The following is a 17,546-nucleotide window of genomic DNA, read 5'->3' on the forward strand; positions in this document are numbered from 1 at the left end:
AGAAAGAAAGAATTGTACGCTATTTTAGATATTGAAACCACAGGGGGTAAATTTAACGAGGAAGGAATTACTGAAATCGCTATTTATAAATACGATGGTCATCAAATAATTGACCAGTTTATAAGCTTAATAAACCCTGAGAGAGAAATTCAAGAATTTGTAGTTAAACTTACCGGTATTAACAATACCATGCTTAGAAATGCTCCTAAATTTTATGAAGTTGCCAAACGTATTATAGAAATAACTCAAGACTGTATTTTGATTGCTCATAATGCCAGTTTTGATTACCGTATTTTACGTACAGAGTTCAACCGTTTAGGATATGACTATAAAAAAAATACGCTTTGTACCGTTACCCTAAGTAAAAGATTAATTAAAGATGCTCCATCATATAGTTTAGGCAAACTATGTCGCTATATGGGAATTCCTGTTACTGATAGGCACCGCGCAAATGGTGATGCTTTTGCTACCGTTAAACTCTTTAAGTTATTATTAGATAAAGATACTGATAAAGAAATTATTACTCAATCTGTAAAATATTTTGATAACAGGCATGAAAAGCAACAAATTATCAGAATATTAGATAAACTTCCGGAAACCCAAGGAGTCTTTTATATTCATAACCAAGAAGGTAATATTATTTTCATAGGAAGAGGTAGTAATTTAAAACATGAGGTTAATAAACAATTCTTAAAGAAGACTACCAAAGCCGAAAGAATACTCAAAAGAGTTTTTGAAGTAACTTACGAAGAAACCGGCAATCCTTTATTAACTCGTTTAAAATATCATTTAGATTTAGAGAGTGTTCGCCCCAAGTATAATATAATACGGAAACGAAAAAATACAGGAAAAGATTTTAACAATCCTAACTTTATAATAATTGATAAAGGTCGAATTCCTGAGGAAAATGCTGTTATTTTGATAGAGAATAATGAAGTAATAGGATATACTTTTACCAACCTAGCTTTTCAGGAACACCAAATAGACATCTTAAAATCTATGCTAACTCCTATTGAAAATAAAGAATTAGCAAAAATTATAATCAAAAATTATCTTTTAAGAAATAAAGTCCATAAAATTGTTCGTTTAAATGACGAATTACCTGATAATAACTATTACTTTTCAGGAACTGAATAATATTTTACAAGTCAACTCTTAGGATTTAACGGAAACAACTAAAAAATTTCGTAACAAAAGTAAAAGCTTTGCTTTGTGAGCAAATCATTGTTACTTAATTAACTTTTTTAATCCAAACGGATTTATAGTATCATCCAACTTAAAATAGTAAAACAAATAACTTTAGATGAATTCAATTGAAATCATTGTATTAAATTTTTCTGAAATCAGAAGAAGAAGCATCAAATTATGGAGTGCAATTCCTGAAAAATACCTGAATTGGAAACCCGACGAAAATGCTTTTAGCTGTATTGAAATGATTAGACATGTTTTGGAAGGAGAACATCTTTTTCATAAAATAATAGAAAATCGTGGCAATTTAGGTGAGTACCAATCGCCATGGAAAGAGCTTCCTTATACAAGTTTAAAAAACGAATTAGATTTTGCTGAAGATTATCGTAATTCTTTTATTAATATGATTCATCAATTAAGCGAATCTGATTTAGAGCATATAAGAATAGAAAGATCTGAAGTTGGGCAAAGTAAAAAATTAGGAGATTATTTAAACCGAATTGCCTATCACGAGTCTGTACATACCGGTCAACTATTAAGTTATTTAAGAACCATTGGCGTTGAAAGAGCCAACATTTGGGATTAGCACAAAATATTACAAAATAAAACAGCCTCATTAAAAATGAGGCTGTTTTGTTTATATACTACTTTTATTTACTTAAGTACATCTTACGACGTGCATACAGTTCGTAAAACTGATCGTCACGTAAACTATCTATAAATAAGATACTTTCACCTGTACTCTTCATTTCAGGTCCTAATTTCTTATTTACTTTAGGGAATTTATTGAAAGAGAATACCGGTTGCTTAATCGCAAATCCTTCTAATTGAGGATTAAAATTAAAGTCTGTAACTTTTTTCTCTCCTAACATTACCTTTGTTGCATAATTTACATAAGGTTCTTTATACGCCTTCGCAATGAAAGGAACCGTACGTGATGCACGTGGGTTGGCTTCAATAATATATACCTTATCATCTTTAATAGCAAATTGAATATTGATTAATCCAACCGTTTTTAATGCTAAAGCAATGGTTTTGGTATATTCTCTAATTTGCTCTAATACTAATTCTCCTAAGTTAAATGCCGGTAATGTTGCATTAGAATCTCCTGAGTGAATTCCACAAGGCTCAATGTGTTCCATAATTCCTATGATGTACACATTTTCTCCGTCACAAATAGCATCCGCTTCAGCTTCAATAGCTCCTTCTAAATAGTGATCTAATAATAACTTATTATTTGGTATTTTTCTTAATAAATCAACAACGTGTTCTAATAATTCCTCTTTGTTGATTACGATTTTCATCCCCTGGCCTCCTAACACATATGAAGGACGTACTAATATTGGAAAATCTAATTCATCTGCTAAAGCCAAGGCTTCATCAGCTGTTTCAGCAACTCCAAATTCAGGGTATGGTATATTATTGTCTTTTAATAAGGTTGAGAAACTTCCTCTGTCTTCCGCTAAATCAAGTGCTTTAAAGCTTGTTCCTATAATAGGAATACCGTATCTATCTAATTTTTCAGCTAACTTAAGTGCTGTTTGCCCTCCTAACTGAACAATTACTCCTTCCGGTTTCTCATGTTTGATGATATCATAAATATGTTCCCAAAAAACCGGTTCAAAATATAATTTATCAGCCGTGTCAAAATCTGTAGAAACTGTTTCAGGGTTACAGTTAATCATGATTGTTTCATAACCACATTCTGCTGCGGCTAATACTCCGTGCACACAACAGTAATCAAACTCAATTCCTTGCCCTATTCGGTTAGGTCCTGACCCTAGAACTATAATTTTCTTTTTATCTGTAACAATACTTTCGTTGGCGATTATTTTTTCACCGTTAGCTGTTTCAATTTCACTTTCAAATGTAGAGTAATAATATGGTGTTTTAGCTGTAAACTCAGCCGCACAGGTATCTACTAACTTGTATACACGTTTAACTCCTAGCTCTTCACGTTTATTATATACCTGACTTTCTAAACAACCAAGCATATGAGCTATTTGTCTATCACCATACCCTTTTTGTTTTGCTTCAAGTAATAAATCTCGGTCAACAGTATCTATACGGTATTTAGAAATCTCTTTTTCAAGTTCATGAAGTTCTTCATATTGTTTCAAGAACCACATGTCTATCTTAGTAATTTCATGTATTTTACTTAATGGCATTCCTATTTGAATAGCATCGTAAATAGCAAATACACGATCCCAAGAAGCATATTTTAATTTATCTTTAATTTGATTATAGTCTTTATAGCCTTTTCCATCGGCACCAATTCCGTTACGTTTAATCTCTAAAGACTGAGTGGCCTTGTGTAAAGCTTCCTGAAAAGAACGACCGATTCCCATTACTTCTCCTACTGCTTTCATTTGTAAACCTAAAGTTCTGTCTGAACCTTCGAACTTATCAAAGTTCCAACGAGGAATTTTTACAATTACATAATCAAGTGTAGGTTCAAATAAAGCAGAAGTAGATTTTGTTATTTGATTCTCTAATTCATCCAGTGTATATCCTATAGCAAGTTTAGCTGCTATTTTAGCAATTGGATATCCTGTAGCTTTAGAAGCTAAAGCTGATGAACGAGATACACGCGGGTTAATTTCAATAGCAATAATATCTTCATTCTCATCAGGAGATACCGCAAACTGCACATTACATCCTCCGGCAAATTCTCCTATCGATCGCATCATTTTTATAGCCATGTCACGCATTTTCTGATAGGTTTTATCAGAAAGTGTCATTGCCGGTGCCACAGTTATAGAGTCTCCGGTATGAATCCCCATCGGGTCCATATTTTCAATAGAACAGATAATAACTACGTTATCATTATCATCACGCAACAATTCTAATTCAAACTCCTTCCATCCCATCATTGCTTTATCAATCATTACCTCATGTATCGGAGAAATCTCTAAACCTCTTGATAATAACTCTTCAAACTCATTCTCATCATATACAATAGATGCTCCGGCTCCTCCTAAAGTAAATGAAGCTCTAATACATAGCGGAAAACCAAATTGTTGTGCAATTTCTTTTCCTTTCAAAAATGATGTAGCTGTTGCTTGCGGTGCCATAGGAACTCCTATTTCTTCCATTAACAAACGAAACTTATCACGATCTTCAGTTATATTAATAGCATCAATATCAACTCCTATAATTTCTACTCCAAAATCTTTCCATATTCCTTTTTCATCTGCTTCAATACAAAGGTTAAGAGCTGTTTGCCCTCCCATTGTAGGTAAAACCGCATCAATTTGCGGATGTTCTTTTAGAATATGAATAATTGATTTGGTGGTTAATGGTAAAAGATAAACGTGGTCGGCCATTGACGGATCTGTCATAATTGTTGCCGGGTTAGAATTGATTAATACAGTTTCAATTCCGTCTTCTCGCAATGAACGAAGTGCTTGTGATCCTGAGTAATCAAATTCACATGCTTGACCAATTACAATAGGTCCTGATCCGATAATTAAAATTGATTTAAGGTCTTGTCTTTTAGGCATTACTTATGTGTGTTGTATAGTTGTGTATAAAAAATATATTTACAAGGTATAAAAAAAGGTGTTACTAAAAAAAGTAACACCTCTATATTTAATGATAATATACCATTATTTCTTAGGTCTCGCTACAGACGAAACAGTCAATTTCTTTCTTCCCTTTGCTCTTCTTCTAGCTAATACTTTGCGTCCATTAGCAGAAGCCATTCTCTCTCTGAAACCGTGTTTGTTTCTTCTCTTGCGTTTTGATGGTTGATACGTTCTTTTACTCATTACAATATATCTTAAATATCTTCTTTAATTAATTCTTGCTTTTGTGAAATTCCGTCTGCTAAAAGCGTGGGCAAATATACAACAGTTTTTTAGTCTGACAAATCCAATTTCTTTTTTTTTTGAAAAAAAATCACTTTGTTAAAAATATATCTTTTTCAACATTTTTGTTTGCCGTGTTTTCCAGAGTTCTTACTTTTGCGCAAACCTAACAATACCATGAATAACACAAAATACGTTTTTGTAACAGGAGGCGTAACATCATCCCTTGGAAAAGGAATTATAGCTGCTTCATTAGCTAAATTAGTACAAGAGAGAGGCTATTCTGTAACCATACAAAAACTTGATCCATACATTAACATAGACCCGGGAACTTTGAATCCATATGAACATGGGGAATGTTATGTAACTGATGATGGTGCTGAAACTGATTTAGATTTAGGGCACTACGAACGTTTTTTAAATATTCCTACTTCACAAGCTAACAATGTTACTACCGGACGTATTTACCAGTCTGTAATTAATAAAGAGCGTAAAGGAGAGTTTTTAGGTAAAACCGTTCAAGTTATACCTCATATTACTGACGAAATCAAACACCGTATCCAAATTTTAGGAAATACAGGAGAGTATGATATTGTTATCACAGAAATCGGAGGTACTATTGGTGACATAGAATCTTTACCTTATGTAGAGGCTGTTCGTCAATTACAATGGGAATTAGGTGAAGAAAATGCTATTGTTGTTCACTTAACTTTAGTTCCTTTTTTAGCTGCGGCTGGAGAGCTAAAAACCAAACCTACACAACACTCTGTTAAAATGTTAATGCAAAGTGGAGTGAGTCCTGATATTTTAGTATGCAGATCAGAACACGAAATAAACAGTACTATAAAACGTAAATTAGCTTTATTCTGTAATGTTAAGCAACAAGATGTTATTCAATCTTTAGATGCTGAAACTATTTATGATGTTCCTAATTTAATGTTTGAAGAAGGTTTAGATTATGTTGTGTTAGATAAATTACGTTTATCTACCAGAAAACAACCTAAATTAAAAGCTTGGAATAATTTCTTATCAAGACATAAAAATCCTGCTCACACGGTTGAAATTGGTTTAGTGGGTAAATATGTAGAATTACATGATTCTTATAAATCAATTACTGAAGCTTTTATTCATGCAGGAGCTGCTAATAAAACGAAGGTAAATGTTCGTTGGATCCATTCAGAAGAATTAACTCCTAAAAATGCTGTTGAAATGCTTACCGGATTAAATGGAGTTTTAGTAGCACCTGGTTTTGGTGACAGAGGTATTGAAGGTAAAATTGCTGCTGTGCAGTATGTAAGAGAAAACAACATTCCTTTCTTAGGAATTTGTTTAGGAATGCAAATGGCAGTTATAGAATTTGCCCGTAATGTTTTAGGCTTAAAAAATGCGAACTCTACAGAAATGAATCCTAAGGTTACCAATCCGGTAATTAGTTTAATGGAAGAACAAAAAGGAGTTACTGATAAAGGTGGAACCATGCGTTTAGGTGCTTGGGACTGCCAATTAACACAAGATTCAAAGGTATTTGAAGCATACAAGGATGAATTAATAAGCGAACGTCACCGTCATCGTTACGAATTCAATAATAAGTATAAAGAACAAATTGAAGCTGCCGGAATGAAAACAACCGGAATTAATCCTAAAACAGGGTTAGTTGAAATAGTAGAAGTACCTGCTCACCCTTGGTTTGTAGGTGTACAATACCATCCGGAGTATAAAAGTACGGTTCTAAATCCGCATCCTTTATTTGTAAACTTTATTAAAGCGGCTTTAAAACAATCTAAAAAATAAATCTATTAAAAAATCCTGCACATTAAAGTAGCAGGATTTTTTATTTCACTTTGGAACAGCCTTTGAACTGTATAGTAATACAAAATTAATCAGCGTAAAACTAAATAAAATAGTGCCAGTTTTACTACCTTTGTCGGGTTTTTCAAAAAATAGAAAAACACATACTGACAGGTTGACATTTATAAAATATATCAATGGAACAAAAAAAATTTGATTTTAATTCCTTTATAGGAATGCTTTTATTAGGGGGTATTTTACTTTGGTGGATGAATACCAGAGAACCGGAAACAACTCCTGATACATCTACAGAAGTACAAACAGAACAAGTTACTGAATCTTCTACCACAGCTACATCAGATAATACTACCGAAATTGCTAATGATTCTTTAAAACAAATAGCATTACAAAATAAATTAGGTGCATTTGCTTACGGTGCCTTAACCAGTAAAGAGGGAACAACTGTTTTAGAAAATAACTTAGTTAAATTAACAATTGACAATAAAGGAGGGCAAATCAAAGAAGCTTTGTTAAAGAATTTTAAAACGTATGATTCTTTACCTTTATACTTAGTTAAAAATAATAACGCTTCATTTAATATCAACTTTGGTACTACAGATAATCGTACTTTAAATACTCAAGAATTACTTTTTACGCCATCTCTTACTAACAATGGAGATTCTCAGGTACTTTCTATGAAATTAAAAGTAGCAGAAAATCAATTTTTAGAGTATCGTTATGAAATGAAAGCTAACGATTACCGTGTTGGTTTTGCTGTAAGATCGCAAGGGTTAAGCAATGTTATTAATAGCTCTCAACAAATTAATTTAGATTGGAAATTAAATGCTTATCGTCAAGAAAAAAGTATGAAAACCGAAAATACTATGTATTCTTGGTATTACTTTAAAGCCGATAACGAAGTTGATTACATAAGACCCGGAAAATCTGAAGTGGTTAATGATGTTAATTGGGTGTCTTTTAAACAACATTTTTTCTCTTCTGTGTTACTTAGTGATACTGCTTTAAACAATGCTACCTTAACCTCTACCGATTTAGTTAAGGATAAAGAAAAAGATACTGTTTTTACCAAAGCTTATGAGTTAAAAACTCCGTTAGCATTAACTAATGGCGAATTAAACTATAACATGCAATGGTTTTACGGACCAACTGACTATAACTTATTAAAGACGTATAAAGGAACAGATTTAGATGAAACTGCCGATTTAGGTTGGGGTATTTTTGGTACGTTAAACCGTTATGTATTTTATCCTGTTTTTAACATGTTAAAAGGATTTATTGGTAATTACGGTTTAATTATCATTTTAATGACTATTGTTGTACGTATTATTATGTCTCCGGTACTTTATAAATCGTATTTATCAAGTGCTAAAATGAAAGTTATTCGTCCGGAGATGGAGGAGATTAATAAAAAATATCCTGGTAATGAAAACGCATTAAAGCGTCAGCAAGAAATTATGGCGGTTCAGCGAAAAGCCGGAGTAAGTATGATGTCCGGATGTATTCCTGCTTTATTACAAATGCCTGTTTTCTTTGCTTTATTTAAGTTTTTCCCTACCAATATTGATTTCAGACAAAAAAGCTTCTTATGGGCAAACGATTTATCTTCTTATGATACTATTTTTAAATTACCATTTTCAATTCCTTTTTATGGTAATCATGTAAGTTTGTTTCCAATTTTAGCTTCGATAGCTATCTTCTTTTACATGAAGATGAACCAAAGCCAGCAAGCTAATATGCAAGCACCTCCTCAAGAAGGAATGCCTGATATGAGTAAAATGATGAAGTGGATGATTTATTTCTCTCCTATTATGATGTTATTCTTCTTTAACAACTATGCTAGTGGGTTAAGTTTATACTACTTTATTTCAAACTTATTAACTATTGCTATTATGCTTGTTATTAAAAACTTTGTAATTGACGAAGCTAAGATTCATGCACAAATAGAAGAAAATAAAAAGAAGCCTGTTAAAAAGAGTAAATTCCGTGAACGTTTAGATGCGGCAATGAAACAAGCTCAAGAACAACAAGCTGCACAACAGAGAGGTAAAAAATAATTACTGTATAAATAGTAAAATATATAAAGAAGGTCTTCATTTTTTGAAGGCCTTTTTCTTTATATACTTCTGATCATTTAACCATTATATCTTATCATCAAGGTTAAAATATATTTTGTACACCATTTTTAACTTTTAAAAATTTGGGTGTACACACTTTGTACACCGTTTTCAATTTTATTTTTTTGGGGTGTACAGCAACTGTACACCGCTTTTTAAAAAAAATATTTTTGGTGTACAAATTATTCTAATAAGGTAAACTGTTACTACTCTTTATCTCTATCTCTCTTTAAAAGTTTTTTTATATAACTTTCTTTAAAAAGTAACGTTGTATACTCATACTAAAAAAGCATCCTACCAAAATTGGTAGGATGCTTTTTAATATTATTTTATTTAAATATAGTATCTAGTCTTTATATACCCCCATGTTAGCATATTTATCCATACGTTGTGATACTAATTCATCAATGCTTAATTTCTTTGTATCTTTTAAAGCTTTCAAGATTTGTTTTCTAACCGCTTCAAAAGCTCCTTCTCTATCAGAGTGTGCTCCGCCTACCGGCTCGTTAATAATACCGTCAACAATTTTTAGCTTCATTCCGTCAGCAGCTGTTAATTTTAACGCTTCTGCAGCTCTTTCTTTTTGATCCCAGCTTCTCCATAAAATAGAAGAACAGTTTTCAGGAGATATTACTGAGTACCATGAGTTTTCTAACATATAAACTCTATCTCCTACTCCTATTCCTAAAGCTCCTCCAGAGGCTCCTTCACCTATAATAATAGTGATAATTTGTGTTTTTAAACACGACATTTCAAAGATATTTCGTGCTATAGCTTCTCCTTGTCCTCTTTCCTCCGCTTCTAATCCAGGATATGCACCCGGTGTATCAACAAAAGTTACAACAGGAATTCCAAATTTTTCAGCCATACGCATTAAACGTAATGCTTTACGATATCCTTCAGGATTAGCCATACCAAAATTACGGTATTGACGTGTTTTAGTATTGTATCCTTTTTGCTGCCCGATAAACATAAAAGATTGGTCTCCTATTTTCCCTAATCCTCCAATCATGGCCTTATCATCTTTTACACTTCTATCACCATGTAATTCCATAAACGTATTACCACAAAGAGCACGTATATAGTCTAATGTATAAGGTCTGTTTGGATGACGAGATAATTGTACCCTTTGCCAAGCAGTAAGGTTTTTATATATTTCTTTTTTAGTGTCTTCTAATTTCTTTTCTATTTTGCTACATGTTTCAGTAACATCTACATCACTTTCTTTTCCTATGTCATAGCATTTTGCCAATTGATCTTCTAATTCTTTAATTGGCATTTCAAAATCTAAATATTCCATAGTATATAGTTTGATTTTTCTACTTAATTAATCAGTTGTTTGTAAAGGCAAACATACTAAAAATTTATACAGTTAATTAATTACAACTCCTTTTTTACCTCTTTTTTGTTCTAATTTTTTTTCTTATAGAGGCACTATTTTTTATCAATCCGTTTAATAAAACAACAAACAAAACAATACATGCTCCGTAGTAAAATTCAGGATTCATTTGTTCTTTTTCTCCAAATATAATAAGGGCCAAAATAATGGCATATATAGGCTCTAAATTAATCGTAAGCATTACAGTATAAGGTGTTAAATACCTCATTACTTTTACAGAAGCTATAAAAGCATAAGCCGTACAAATACTACTCAACACAGATAAATAAAACCAGTCTGACATTGATAACTTAAAGAATGTTACTGAAAATTGATTGGTAAATAATAAAAATAGGGTTACTCCTAAAACACCAAATAATAATTGATAAAATGATATTACGGTAGCTTCATATTTTTTTACATAAACTCCGTTTAATACCGAAAATAGCGCTGATAAAAACGCCGATATTAAAGCATAAACAATTCCGAGTGTGTATTGACTTTCAAAGTTGAAAATTATATACAATCCTCCAATAACCATTAACCCTAGTAAAATTTCAATTGCTTGAATTTTTCTTTTAAAAAAAAGAGGTTCAATTAATGAAGCAAAAAAAGCTCCTGTACTCATGGTTACTAAGGCTACTGATACATTTGATACCTTTATTGCTTTAAAAAAGGTTATCCAATGTACTGCTATTATAATTCCGGAAATTATAAATTTAAAGATGGCCTTTTTTTCTATTTCAAAACTTTTCTTTTTGAATAGAAAATAGATGGCTATAAATACAACTGCTAATAACATTCTGTACCAAACCAACGGTATTGCATCAATCGTTATTAAAGCTCCTAAAATAGCCGTAAACCCCCATATAAATACAATAAAATGGAGTAACAGGTAATTTTTAAGTTTATTTTCTTGCATTTATATATAAGTAAATTGCGTAAGCACCAAAGCAAATATTAGGCATCCAAACATTAATAAAAGGATTTGCTCCCGCCACAGCCCCTAAAACTTCTCCTATTTTCATAAAGAATACATAAACAAACATAGCTGCTAAACCTAAAGCCAGGTTTAATCCTAAACCTCCTCTTTTTTTCTTGTGTGCTAATGCTACTGCTATTAAAGTTAAAATATAAGAGGCTATAGGTAAACTGGTTCTCTTGTATAATTCTACGTAATATGCATTAAGGTTTTTAATTCCCCTGCTTTTAGAAATCTTAATAAAATCTTTTAATTCACCCGATCTCATTTCTTGGGCGATAATTGATTTATAATTAAGATCATTAGGTGTAAAGGCAAAAGTAGTATCTAAGGAGTTTCCTGTAAAAATACTATCTCTTTTTTTAAAAACTTTACGTGCTTTCCAGTTATATAATTTAAAAGTACTGTCTTTAGTATTCCAATTTATATTATCTGCTGTAAGTTTATATTTTAGGTGAATACCGTCATAAGTTTCTGTAGAAAAGTTATATCCTGAATTTCTTTCTAAATTAAAGTTTTGAATAAAAATATATGTACTGTCATTTAATTGTAAACTAAAATCTCGTACTGTATGATCTACATACTCTTTACTAGAAAGGTATTTTTTTTCAAAAAGTCTTCTTGTTTTACTACTGGTAGGAACAAAAAAGTGGTTCATTAATAAAGCCACCGTTGTTAAAATAGTTGCTCCAACAAAATAAGGGTAAAGAAAACGTGTAAAGGATATTTGCGAACTATTAATAGCTACAATTTCTGTGTTGTTTGCCAGCTTAGATGTAAATAGTATGACCGCAATAAATAATGCTAACGGCATAAATGTATTTGCGTAGTAGATTATAAAATTTTTATAATAATCATTTACTACCTCAAACAACGTTAAGTTTTCATGGCGTAAAAACTTATCGATTTTCTCAGCTATATCAATGGCAACCGCTATTGGTATTAATATTAAAAGGGTAAATAAAAAAGTTACCAAATAACGTTTTAATATGTATCTATCTAATAGTTTCAATCTTACAAACGTTTATTCATTTGTTTAACCATCTTATCTTTCCAAGTAGAAAAATCTCCTTCTAAAATATGCTTTCTTGCCTCTCTAACAAGCCATAAATAAAAACCTAAATTATGTATGGAAGCTATTTGTTTACCTAACATTTCATTAGCTGCAAAAAGATGTCTTAAATACGCCTTTGAATACATCGTATCTACGTAGGTTATTCCCATTTCATCAATTGGAGAAAAGTCATTTTCCCATTTTTTGTTTTTAATATTGATTGATCCGTGGGCAGTAAACAGCATTCCATTTCTTGCGTTTCGTGTTGGCATAACACAATCAAACATATCAACTCCTAAAGCTATGTTTTCTAAAATATTAATAGGAGTTCCTACCCCCATTAAATAACGTGGTTTGTCTTCCGGTAAGATACTACATACCACATCGGTCATTGCATACATTTCCTCTGCCGGCTCACCTACTGATAGTCCTCCGATTGCATTTCCTTCAGCTCCAACTGAAGCGATAAACTCTGCTGATTGTTTTCTTAAATCTGTATAGGTACTTCCTTGTACTATTGGAAAAAGTGTTTGATTATATCCATATTTTACGGGTACTTTTTCAAGATGATTAATACATCTTTTTAACCAACGATGCGTCATGTGCATAGATTGTTTGGCGTATGTATAATCACATGGATAAGGCGTACATTCATCAAAAGCCATAATAATATCGGCTCCGATTGATCGTTGAATTTCCATAACACTTTCCGGAGTAAAAAAATGTAATGAACCGTCAATATGGCTTTTAAATTTTACTCCTTCTTCATTTATTTTTCTTCTTCCGGATAAAGAATATACTTGGTACCCTCCACTATCTGTTAAAATATTACGATCCCAATTCATAAACTTGTGCAAACCTCCTGCTTGCTCAAGAATTTCTGTTTGAGGTCGTAAATAAAGATGATACGTATTACCTAAAATAATATCAGGATTTATCTCATTTTTTAATTCTGACTGATGTACTCCTTTTACCGTACCTACTGTACCTACCGGCATAAATATAGGCGTTTCAATTGTTCCGTGATCTGTGGTGATAACACCTGCACGCGCCTTACTTTTCGGGTCTGTTATTTTTAAATCAAACTGCATAGTCGGCAAAGATACACATGTAAGTTTAATGTTGGAAAGTAGAAAGTTAAAAGTTTCATATTGTTTTTATTTTTAGCTTTAGAAGCAAAATTATGATTAGTCATAAACCGCCATTTCTTATATGTATATTAATACATAGTATTAGTTTATTACACGTATCTAGTGATAAATAAAAAAGCCCTCAAAAAATGAGGGCTTTTTTATTTATCGTTATTTTTCTTAGAATATTACCATTTTTTGCGTACAACGTGCTAAACTTGGTCTTCTTTCATAATCAAACCCTAAAGTAATCATATGCGTTCCGTAATTAAAATCTTGAGTTTTATTCATATTAATACTAAACCCGTAAGAAGCATAAAAATTCCCTTTTTTTAATCCGAATAATGGGGCAATAGCATTAGGACGGAAAAATTGGTCATTTAAAAAAGTATAACTTAATCCTGCCCAAACATAGCCGTCTCTTACTCCTTTTCTTGCCTTAACGTTTAAGTCAGTTCTAGAACGTTTATCAAACTCTCTGTATTCCACTAATATAGAAGGCTCTAATTCAAACTCTCTACTTATTTTGGCAAATACATATGAGGTAAATAAATTATACTTTCTCAGTATTTTAGGCTCACTAGAATCAAACTCTTTGGTCTTTTTGTCTAATAAATTCACCACATTGGCACTGATACTAAAACGTTCATATCGGTATAACATTCCTACATCAAAATTTGAATTTCCATAGGCTCTGTTAGGCACAGGTTGTGACGTATTATTTTGAGAGGTATCAATACCAAATTGAATATAACTATACGTTAATGCAAAAGATAAAAAGCTATCATGGAAATCACTTAATGTTAAGTGACTGGCAAAAGATAATTTGGCTCCTTGCTGTGATGTATAACCGTTTTTATCATTAAAAACAGTTATACCTCCACCAAATGTATCTGCTAAACGAGCTTCAACAGTTAATGACTGTGTATCTGGTGCTCCTTTAACTCCTATCCACTGACTTACACCATTTAACCTAATTTGTAAACCGGTACCAATACCAGCATAGGCAGGTGAAACTAAAAATGGGTTATCTGCCAAGTGAATTACATATTGTGGTAATTCAACTTCTTGTGCAGAAATTTTAAGACTGCAAACTATAATACTTATTATTAATACTATCTTTTTCATGATTATCTGTATAGTGTAAAGTGACCCATTATTTTTCTCTCTTGACCTGATAATTCTTTAAAGTATATGGTATACCAGTAATCTCCTGATGGTAATTCTTTACCGTCATACTTACCGTCCCACCCTTGATGTGAGCCTTCAAATGTTGTTATTTGTCGTGCATATCTATCATAAATAAATACTTTAATATCATGATAGTCTTCAACATTGATTGGGTACCAGTAATCATTTGTTCCATCTCCATCCGGAGTAAATAAGTTTGGTACTTCAATAGTAATATATACACCCTCTACAATTATTTCAACCTCACATCCTCTACTATCTCTTACAACGATTCTATAATCTCTGGTTTCAAGAATTGTAAATTGGTTATCCGGACCAAAATCTCCACCATCAACACTGTACTCATAAGGAGGTAAACCAAAACTTGCGTTAGCTATTAAGGTATTCTTTTGAGTATCATCTACTGCTAATGCTAACTGCTGAATATCTATAACTTCAGGTACGATAACAGAAACCGGACATCCGCTTGTAATGTGTTCTGCTTCAACTGTGTAATTAGCACTTGGAGCTACATTAGTAAATACTCCTGTATCATTTGAAGTTACTAACACACCGTTATCATATAAAGAGTAAACTACTACATCTTTATATTCATCTTGAACATTTGCATTAATTACATTACCTACCGGACAAGTATAATTTAAAGCAGCCTGTAATTGTAAAGCAATAGCCTTAGTTGTTGTTATTACAGTATTTAAAGGTGTAGCAGAACAAGGTGCATTTACCGGACGAACAGAAATACCATATTTCATATTATCTCTAATTCCTTCTGCTGCTCCTAAAACTATCGTTCCTTCCGGATACGTTCCAGGTAAATCTACTCCATTAATACTTACTATATAATTAGTTGTAGATCCTGTAACAGAACCTCCTGTTGCCTCAATAGTAATAGTTGGACTTGGATCTGTACTACATACTTGTTGCGTAACACCTACTAAAGATATATTTACCGCTGTAGGCTCAGCTATTTGTACTTGAATAATTTCATAACATCCTACTCTATCTTTTACAGTAATTGTATAATCACCCGGAGCAAGATTTTCAAATACATTTGTTGTAACAAACTTGCTAGGATCAAATCCCGGACTTATGTTGTATTCATATCCTTCATTTCCTCCTTGAGGTGTTACCGTTATTGTACCATCTGTACTACCGTTACATGTAACATGTGTATGTAATTCACTTAATCTTAATACTTCAGGTTCTACAATATCATGTAATGCTGTATCTATCTCACAAACATCTCCATTTGCATTACTACTGTACACTCTAATCTTATAGGTTCCAACCGGTAATCCAGAGAACATATTAGATGTTTGTATTGGTCTGATGATTGCATCAGAAGCGTCTAATAATTCATATTGGTAATTACCTAAACCTCCTGAAACTGTTGCCGATAAAACTCCATTATTTTCACCATTACAAGTTACAAAACCAGCTTCTACATTTAATTTAGACGCTATAGCTTCATAAGGATCAACAGTTACAAGAGTAAACGGATCTGAGATACATCCATTAGCGTCTCTAACATAAAACTCGTGTTTACCTGCATCTACATTAAATATATTGCTTGCCACGAAGTTTACACCATCCATACTATAAGTATAACCTCCTGTTCCACCTGTTCCTGTTACTTCAATTGTTGACTGGTTTCTATTACATGTAATAGGATCAATAATTGATGCTTGCGCCACAACTTTGGTAGGATCTGTTATTGTTATGTTGATTGGTGCGCTTTGACATGAATAATCATCATAAACCGTAACAATATAAGCTCCAGCTTCAAGGTTTGTAAATACATTACTACTTTGATTTGCTGAAACTGTTCCGTCAGGATATGTTAATGTATAGGTATATACTGGTGGATTTCCTTGACCTCCTGTAGCATTTGTTACTGTAATTGTAGCTGAATTATCTCCGTTACAAGCATTATCTGTTACTGTATAAGTTGCTGTTATTGGTGTTGGATCAATTAACTCAAATGTTACTGTTTCCGTACAACCATTTAAATCTCTAACAGTAGCAGAATATTGTCCTGCATTTAATCCTTCAATAGTGCTATTAGTACTAAAGTTCTGGATTGTTGTTCCTGTAGTTGTATTTATTAACTCATATTCATAAGCTCCCCAACCTCCATTAGCAGTTAAGGTAACTTCTCCGGAATTAGGTCCGATACAACTTATTAATGATGGTGTAGCAGTTAAACCTAGCCCTACTACAGGTTCCTCAATACGCACTGTTGGTGAAGTTACCGGACAGAATGGACTTGAAGTCATGGTTACAACTACATAATATTCTCCTGCTGATAAACTGCCTACCGTGCTTAAAACACCTCCGGTATTACCCGTTACAACACCACCTACGGCAAAATCATCTCCTGTTCCTGCTGTTCCATTGGTGTTCATTAACTGGTAATCGTAACTGCCTGTATATGGACTACTACTACTAAAGTCAAACGTTAATTCTCCTGTAGCCGTTCCTATACATGATACATCTCGCGCTTTATTGATATTTATATCAAATAACGGTTCTTCATTTACTTGATGAACTGTTGTTAATCTACAACCTGTTACCGGGTTATAAATTGTAATCTCATATATTCCTGTAGCTAAACCTGTAAAGACTTCCGGATTGGCCATTGGAGAACTTTGAGTCAAATTATAAACAGTTCCATTAATACCAGTTACCGTATATTCTACATTTGGAATTGGTGCTACAGATGTATAACTAATACTTATGTTTTCACCAGTAGCACAATCAATAGCTTTGCTTACCGTTATAACAGGATCACTTAATTTATTAAACGGTGCAATATTTACCGTTGTACTTCCTGTACAATTATTACTGTCATAAACTGTTACAGCTACTGTACCGCCTGATTCATCTGTGGT

The 17,546-nt window shown here is 32.5% G+C and carries 12 protein-coding genes; 4 read left to right on the top strand and 8 right to left on the bottom strand.

Features of this window, described 5'->3' with window-relative positions; genetic code table 11:
- The first annotated feature begins 12 nt into the window (after positions 1-12).
- Together ACQY1Q_RS11020 and ACQY1Q_RS11025 are read left to right on the top strand one after the other, a co-directional pair.
- A complete protein-coding gene (locus ACQY1Q_RS11020) occupies positions 13-1,137 on the top strand; it encodes an exonuclease domain-containing protein (RefSeq protein WP_431005374.1) in 1,125 nt (374 codons plus the stop codon).
- Positions 1,138-1,303: 166 nt separating this feature from the next.
- Positions 1,304-1,774, top strand: coding sequence for a DinB family protein (locus ACQY1Q_RS11025; RefSeq protein ID WP_431005375.1), 471 nt, complete (start codon positions 1,304-1,306; stop codon positions 1,772-1,774).
- A 64-nt stretch (positions 1,775-1,838) separates the two neighbouring features.
- Here ACQY1Q_RS11025 and carB read toward each other — a convergent pair whose 3' ends face one another.
- Positions 1,839-4,691, bottom strand: coding sequence for a carbamoyl-phosphate synthase large subunit (gene carB / locus ACQY1Q_RS11030; protein ID WP_431005376.1), 2,853 nt, complete (start codon positions 4,689-4,691; stop codon positions 1,839-1,841).
- A gap of 105 nt (positions 4,692-4,796) precedes the next feature.
- Entirely contained in the window at positions 4,797-4,958 is a 162-nt protein-coding gene (rpmH, locus tag ACQY1Q_RS11035; RefSeq protein WP_431005377.1) for a 50S ribosomal protein L34, read from the bottom strand.
- A 216-nt stretch (positions 4,959-5,174) separates the two neighbouring features.
- Between rpmH and ACQY1Q_RS11040 the strand changes: the two genes are divergently transcribed.
- Both ACQY1Q_RS11040 and yidC read left to right on the top strand, forming a co-directional pair.
- Positions 5,175-6,788: a CTP synthase gene (locus tag ACQY1Q_RS11040; RefSeq protein ID WP_431005378.1), complete on the top strand. Its 1,614-nt coding sequence runs from the start codon at positions 5,175-5,177 to the stop codon at positions 6,786-6,788.
- 194 nt (positions 6,789-6,982) lie between these two features.
- Positions 6,983-8,860 carry a membrane protein insertase YidC gene (yidC, locus tag ACQY1Q_RS11045; protein ID WP_431005379.1) on the top strand — a complete coding sequence of 626 codons (1,878 nt, stop codon included), beginning with the start codon at positions 6,983-6,985 and terminating at the stop codon, positions 8,858-8,860.
- 406 nt (positions 8,861-9,266) lie between these two features.
- Here yidC and ACQY1Q_RS11050 read toward each other — a convergent pair whose 3' ends face one another.
- The 6 genes from ACQY1Q_RS11050 to ACQY1Q_RS11075 all read right to left on the bottom strand — a co-directional run.
- On the bottom strand, positions 9,267-10,220 hold the full coding sequence (locus ACQY1Q_RS11050; protein WP_431005380.1) for an acetyl-CoA carboxylase carboxyltransferase subunit alpha: 954 nt from the start codon (positions 10,218-10,220) through the stop codon (positions 9,267-9,269).
- Positions 10,221-10,314: 94 nt separating this feature from the next.
- On the bottom strand, positions 10,315-11,220 hold the full coding sequence (locus tag ACQY1Q_RS11055) for a DMT family transporter (RefSeq protein WP_431005381.1): 906 nt from the start codon (positions 11,218-11,220) through the stop codon (positions 10,315-10,317).
- Positions 11,207-12,292, bottom strand: coding sequence for an LptF/LptG family permease (locus ACQY1Q_RS11060; RefSeq protein WP_431005382.1), 1,086 nt, complete (start codon positions 12,290-12,292; stop codon positions 11,207-11,209). The genes ACQY1Q_RS11055 and ACQY1Q_RS11060 overlap by 14 nt, the downstream gene beginning before the upstream one ends.
- 2 nt (positions 12,293-12,294) lie before the next feature.
- A complete protein-coding gene (tgt, locus tag ACQY1Q_RS11065) occupies positions 12,295-13,425 on the bottom strand; it encodes a tRNA guanosine(34) transglycosylase Tgt (RefSeq protein WP_431005383.1) in 1,131 nt (376 codons plus the stop codon).
- A gap of 219 nt (positions 13,426-13,644) precedes the next feature.
- Positions 13,645-14,592 (bottom strand): PorP/SprF family type IX secretion system membrane protein, encoded by a 948-nt coding sequence (locus tag ACQY1Q_RS11070; RefSeq protein ID WP_431005384.1) that lies wholly within the window; start codon positions 14,590-14,592, stop codon positions 13,645-13,647.
- Between the two features lie 2 nt (positions 14,593-14,594).
- The coding region (locus ACQY1Q_RS11075) for a T9SS type B sorting domain-containing protein (protein ID WP_431005385.1) at positions 14,595-17,546 on the bottom strand (2,952 nt) is incomplete at its 5' end.

It is taken from the genome of Tenacibaculum sp. TC6 (assembly GCF_050606265.1).
GTDB lineage: Bacteria > Bacteroidota > Bacteroidia > Flavobacteriales > Flavobacteriaceae > Polaribacter.

What these genes read in the sequence shown, in the direction of transcription:
- ACQY1Q_RS11025 (WP_431005375.1), top strand. Translation starts at nt 1,304, where the DNA reads ATGAATTCAATTGAAATCATTGTATTAAATTTTTCTGAAATCAGAAGA.
- carB (WP_431005376.1), bottom strand. Translation starts at nt 4,691, where the DNA reads ATGCCTAAAAGACAAGACCTTAAATCAATTTTAATTATCGGATCAGGA.
- rpmH (WP_431005377.1), bottom strand. Translation starts at nt 4,958, where the DNA reads ATGAGTAAAAGAACGTATCAACCATCAAAACGCAAGAGAAGAAACAAA.
- ACQY1Q_RS11040 (WP_431005378.1), top strand. Translation starts at nt 5,175, where the DNA reads ATGAATAACACAAAATACGTTTTTGTAACAGGAGGCGTAACATCATCC.
- yidC (WP_431005379.1), top strand. Translation starts at nt 6,983, where the DNA reads ATGGAACAAAAAAAATTTGATTTTAATTCCTTTATAGGAATGCTTTTA.
- ACQY1Q_RS11050 (WP_431005380.1), bottom strand. Translation starts at nt 10,220, where the DNA reads ATGGAATATTTAGATTTTGAAATGCCAATTAAAGAATTAGAAGATCAA.
- ACQY1Q_RS11055 (WP_431005381.1), bottom strand. Translation starts at nt 11,220, where the DNA reads ATGCAAGAAAATAAACTTAAAAATTACCTGTTACTCCATTTTATTGTA.
- tgt (WP_431005383.1), bottom strand. Translation starts at nt 13,425, where the DNA reads ATGCAGTTTGATTTAAAAATAACAGACCCGAAAAGTAAGGCGCGTGCA.
- ACQY1Q_RS11070 (WP_431005384.1), bottom strand. Translation starts at nt 14,592, where the DNA reads ATGAAAAAGATAGTATTAATAATAAGTATTATAGTTTGCAGTCTTAAA.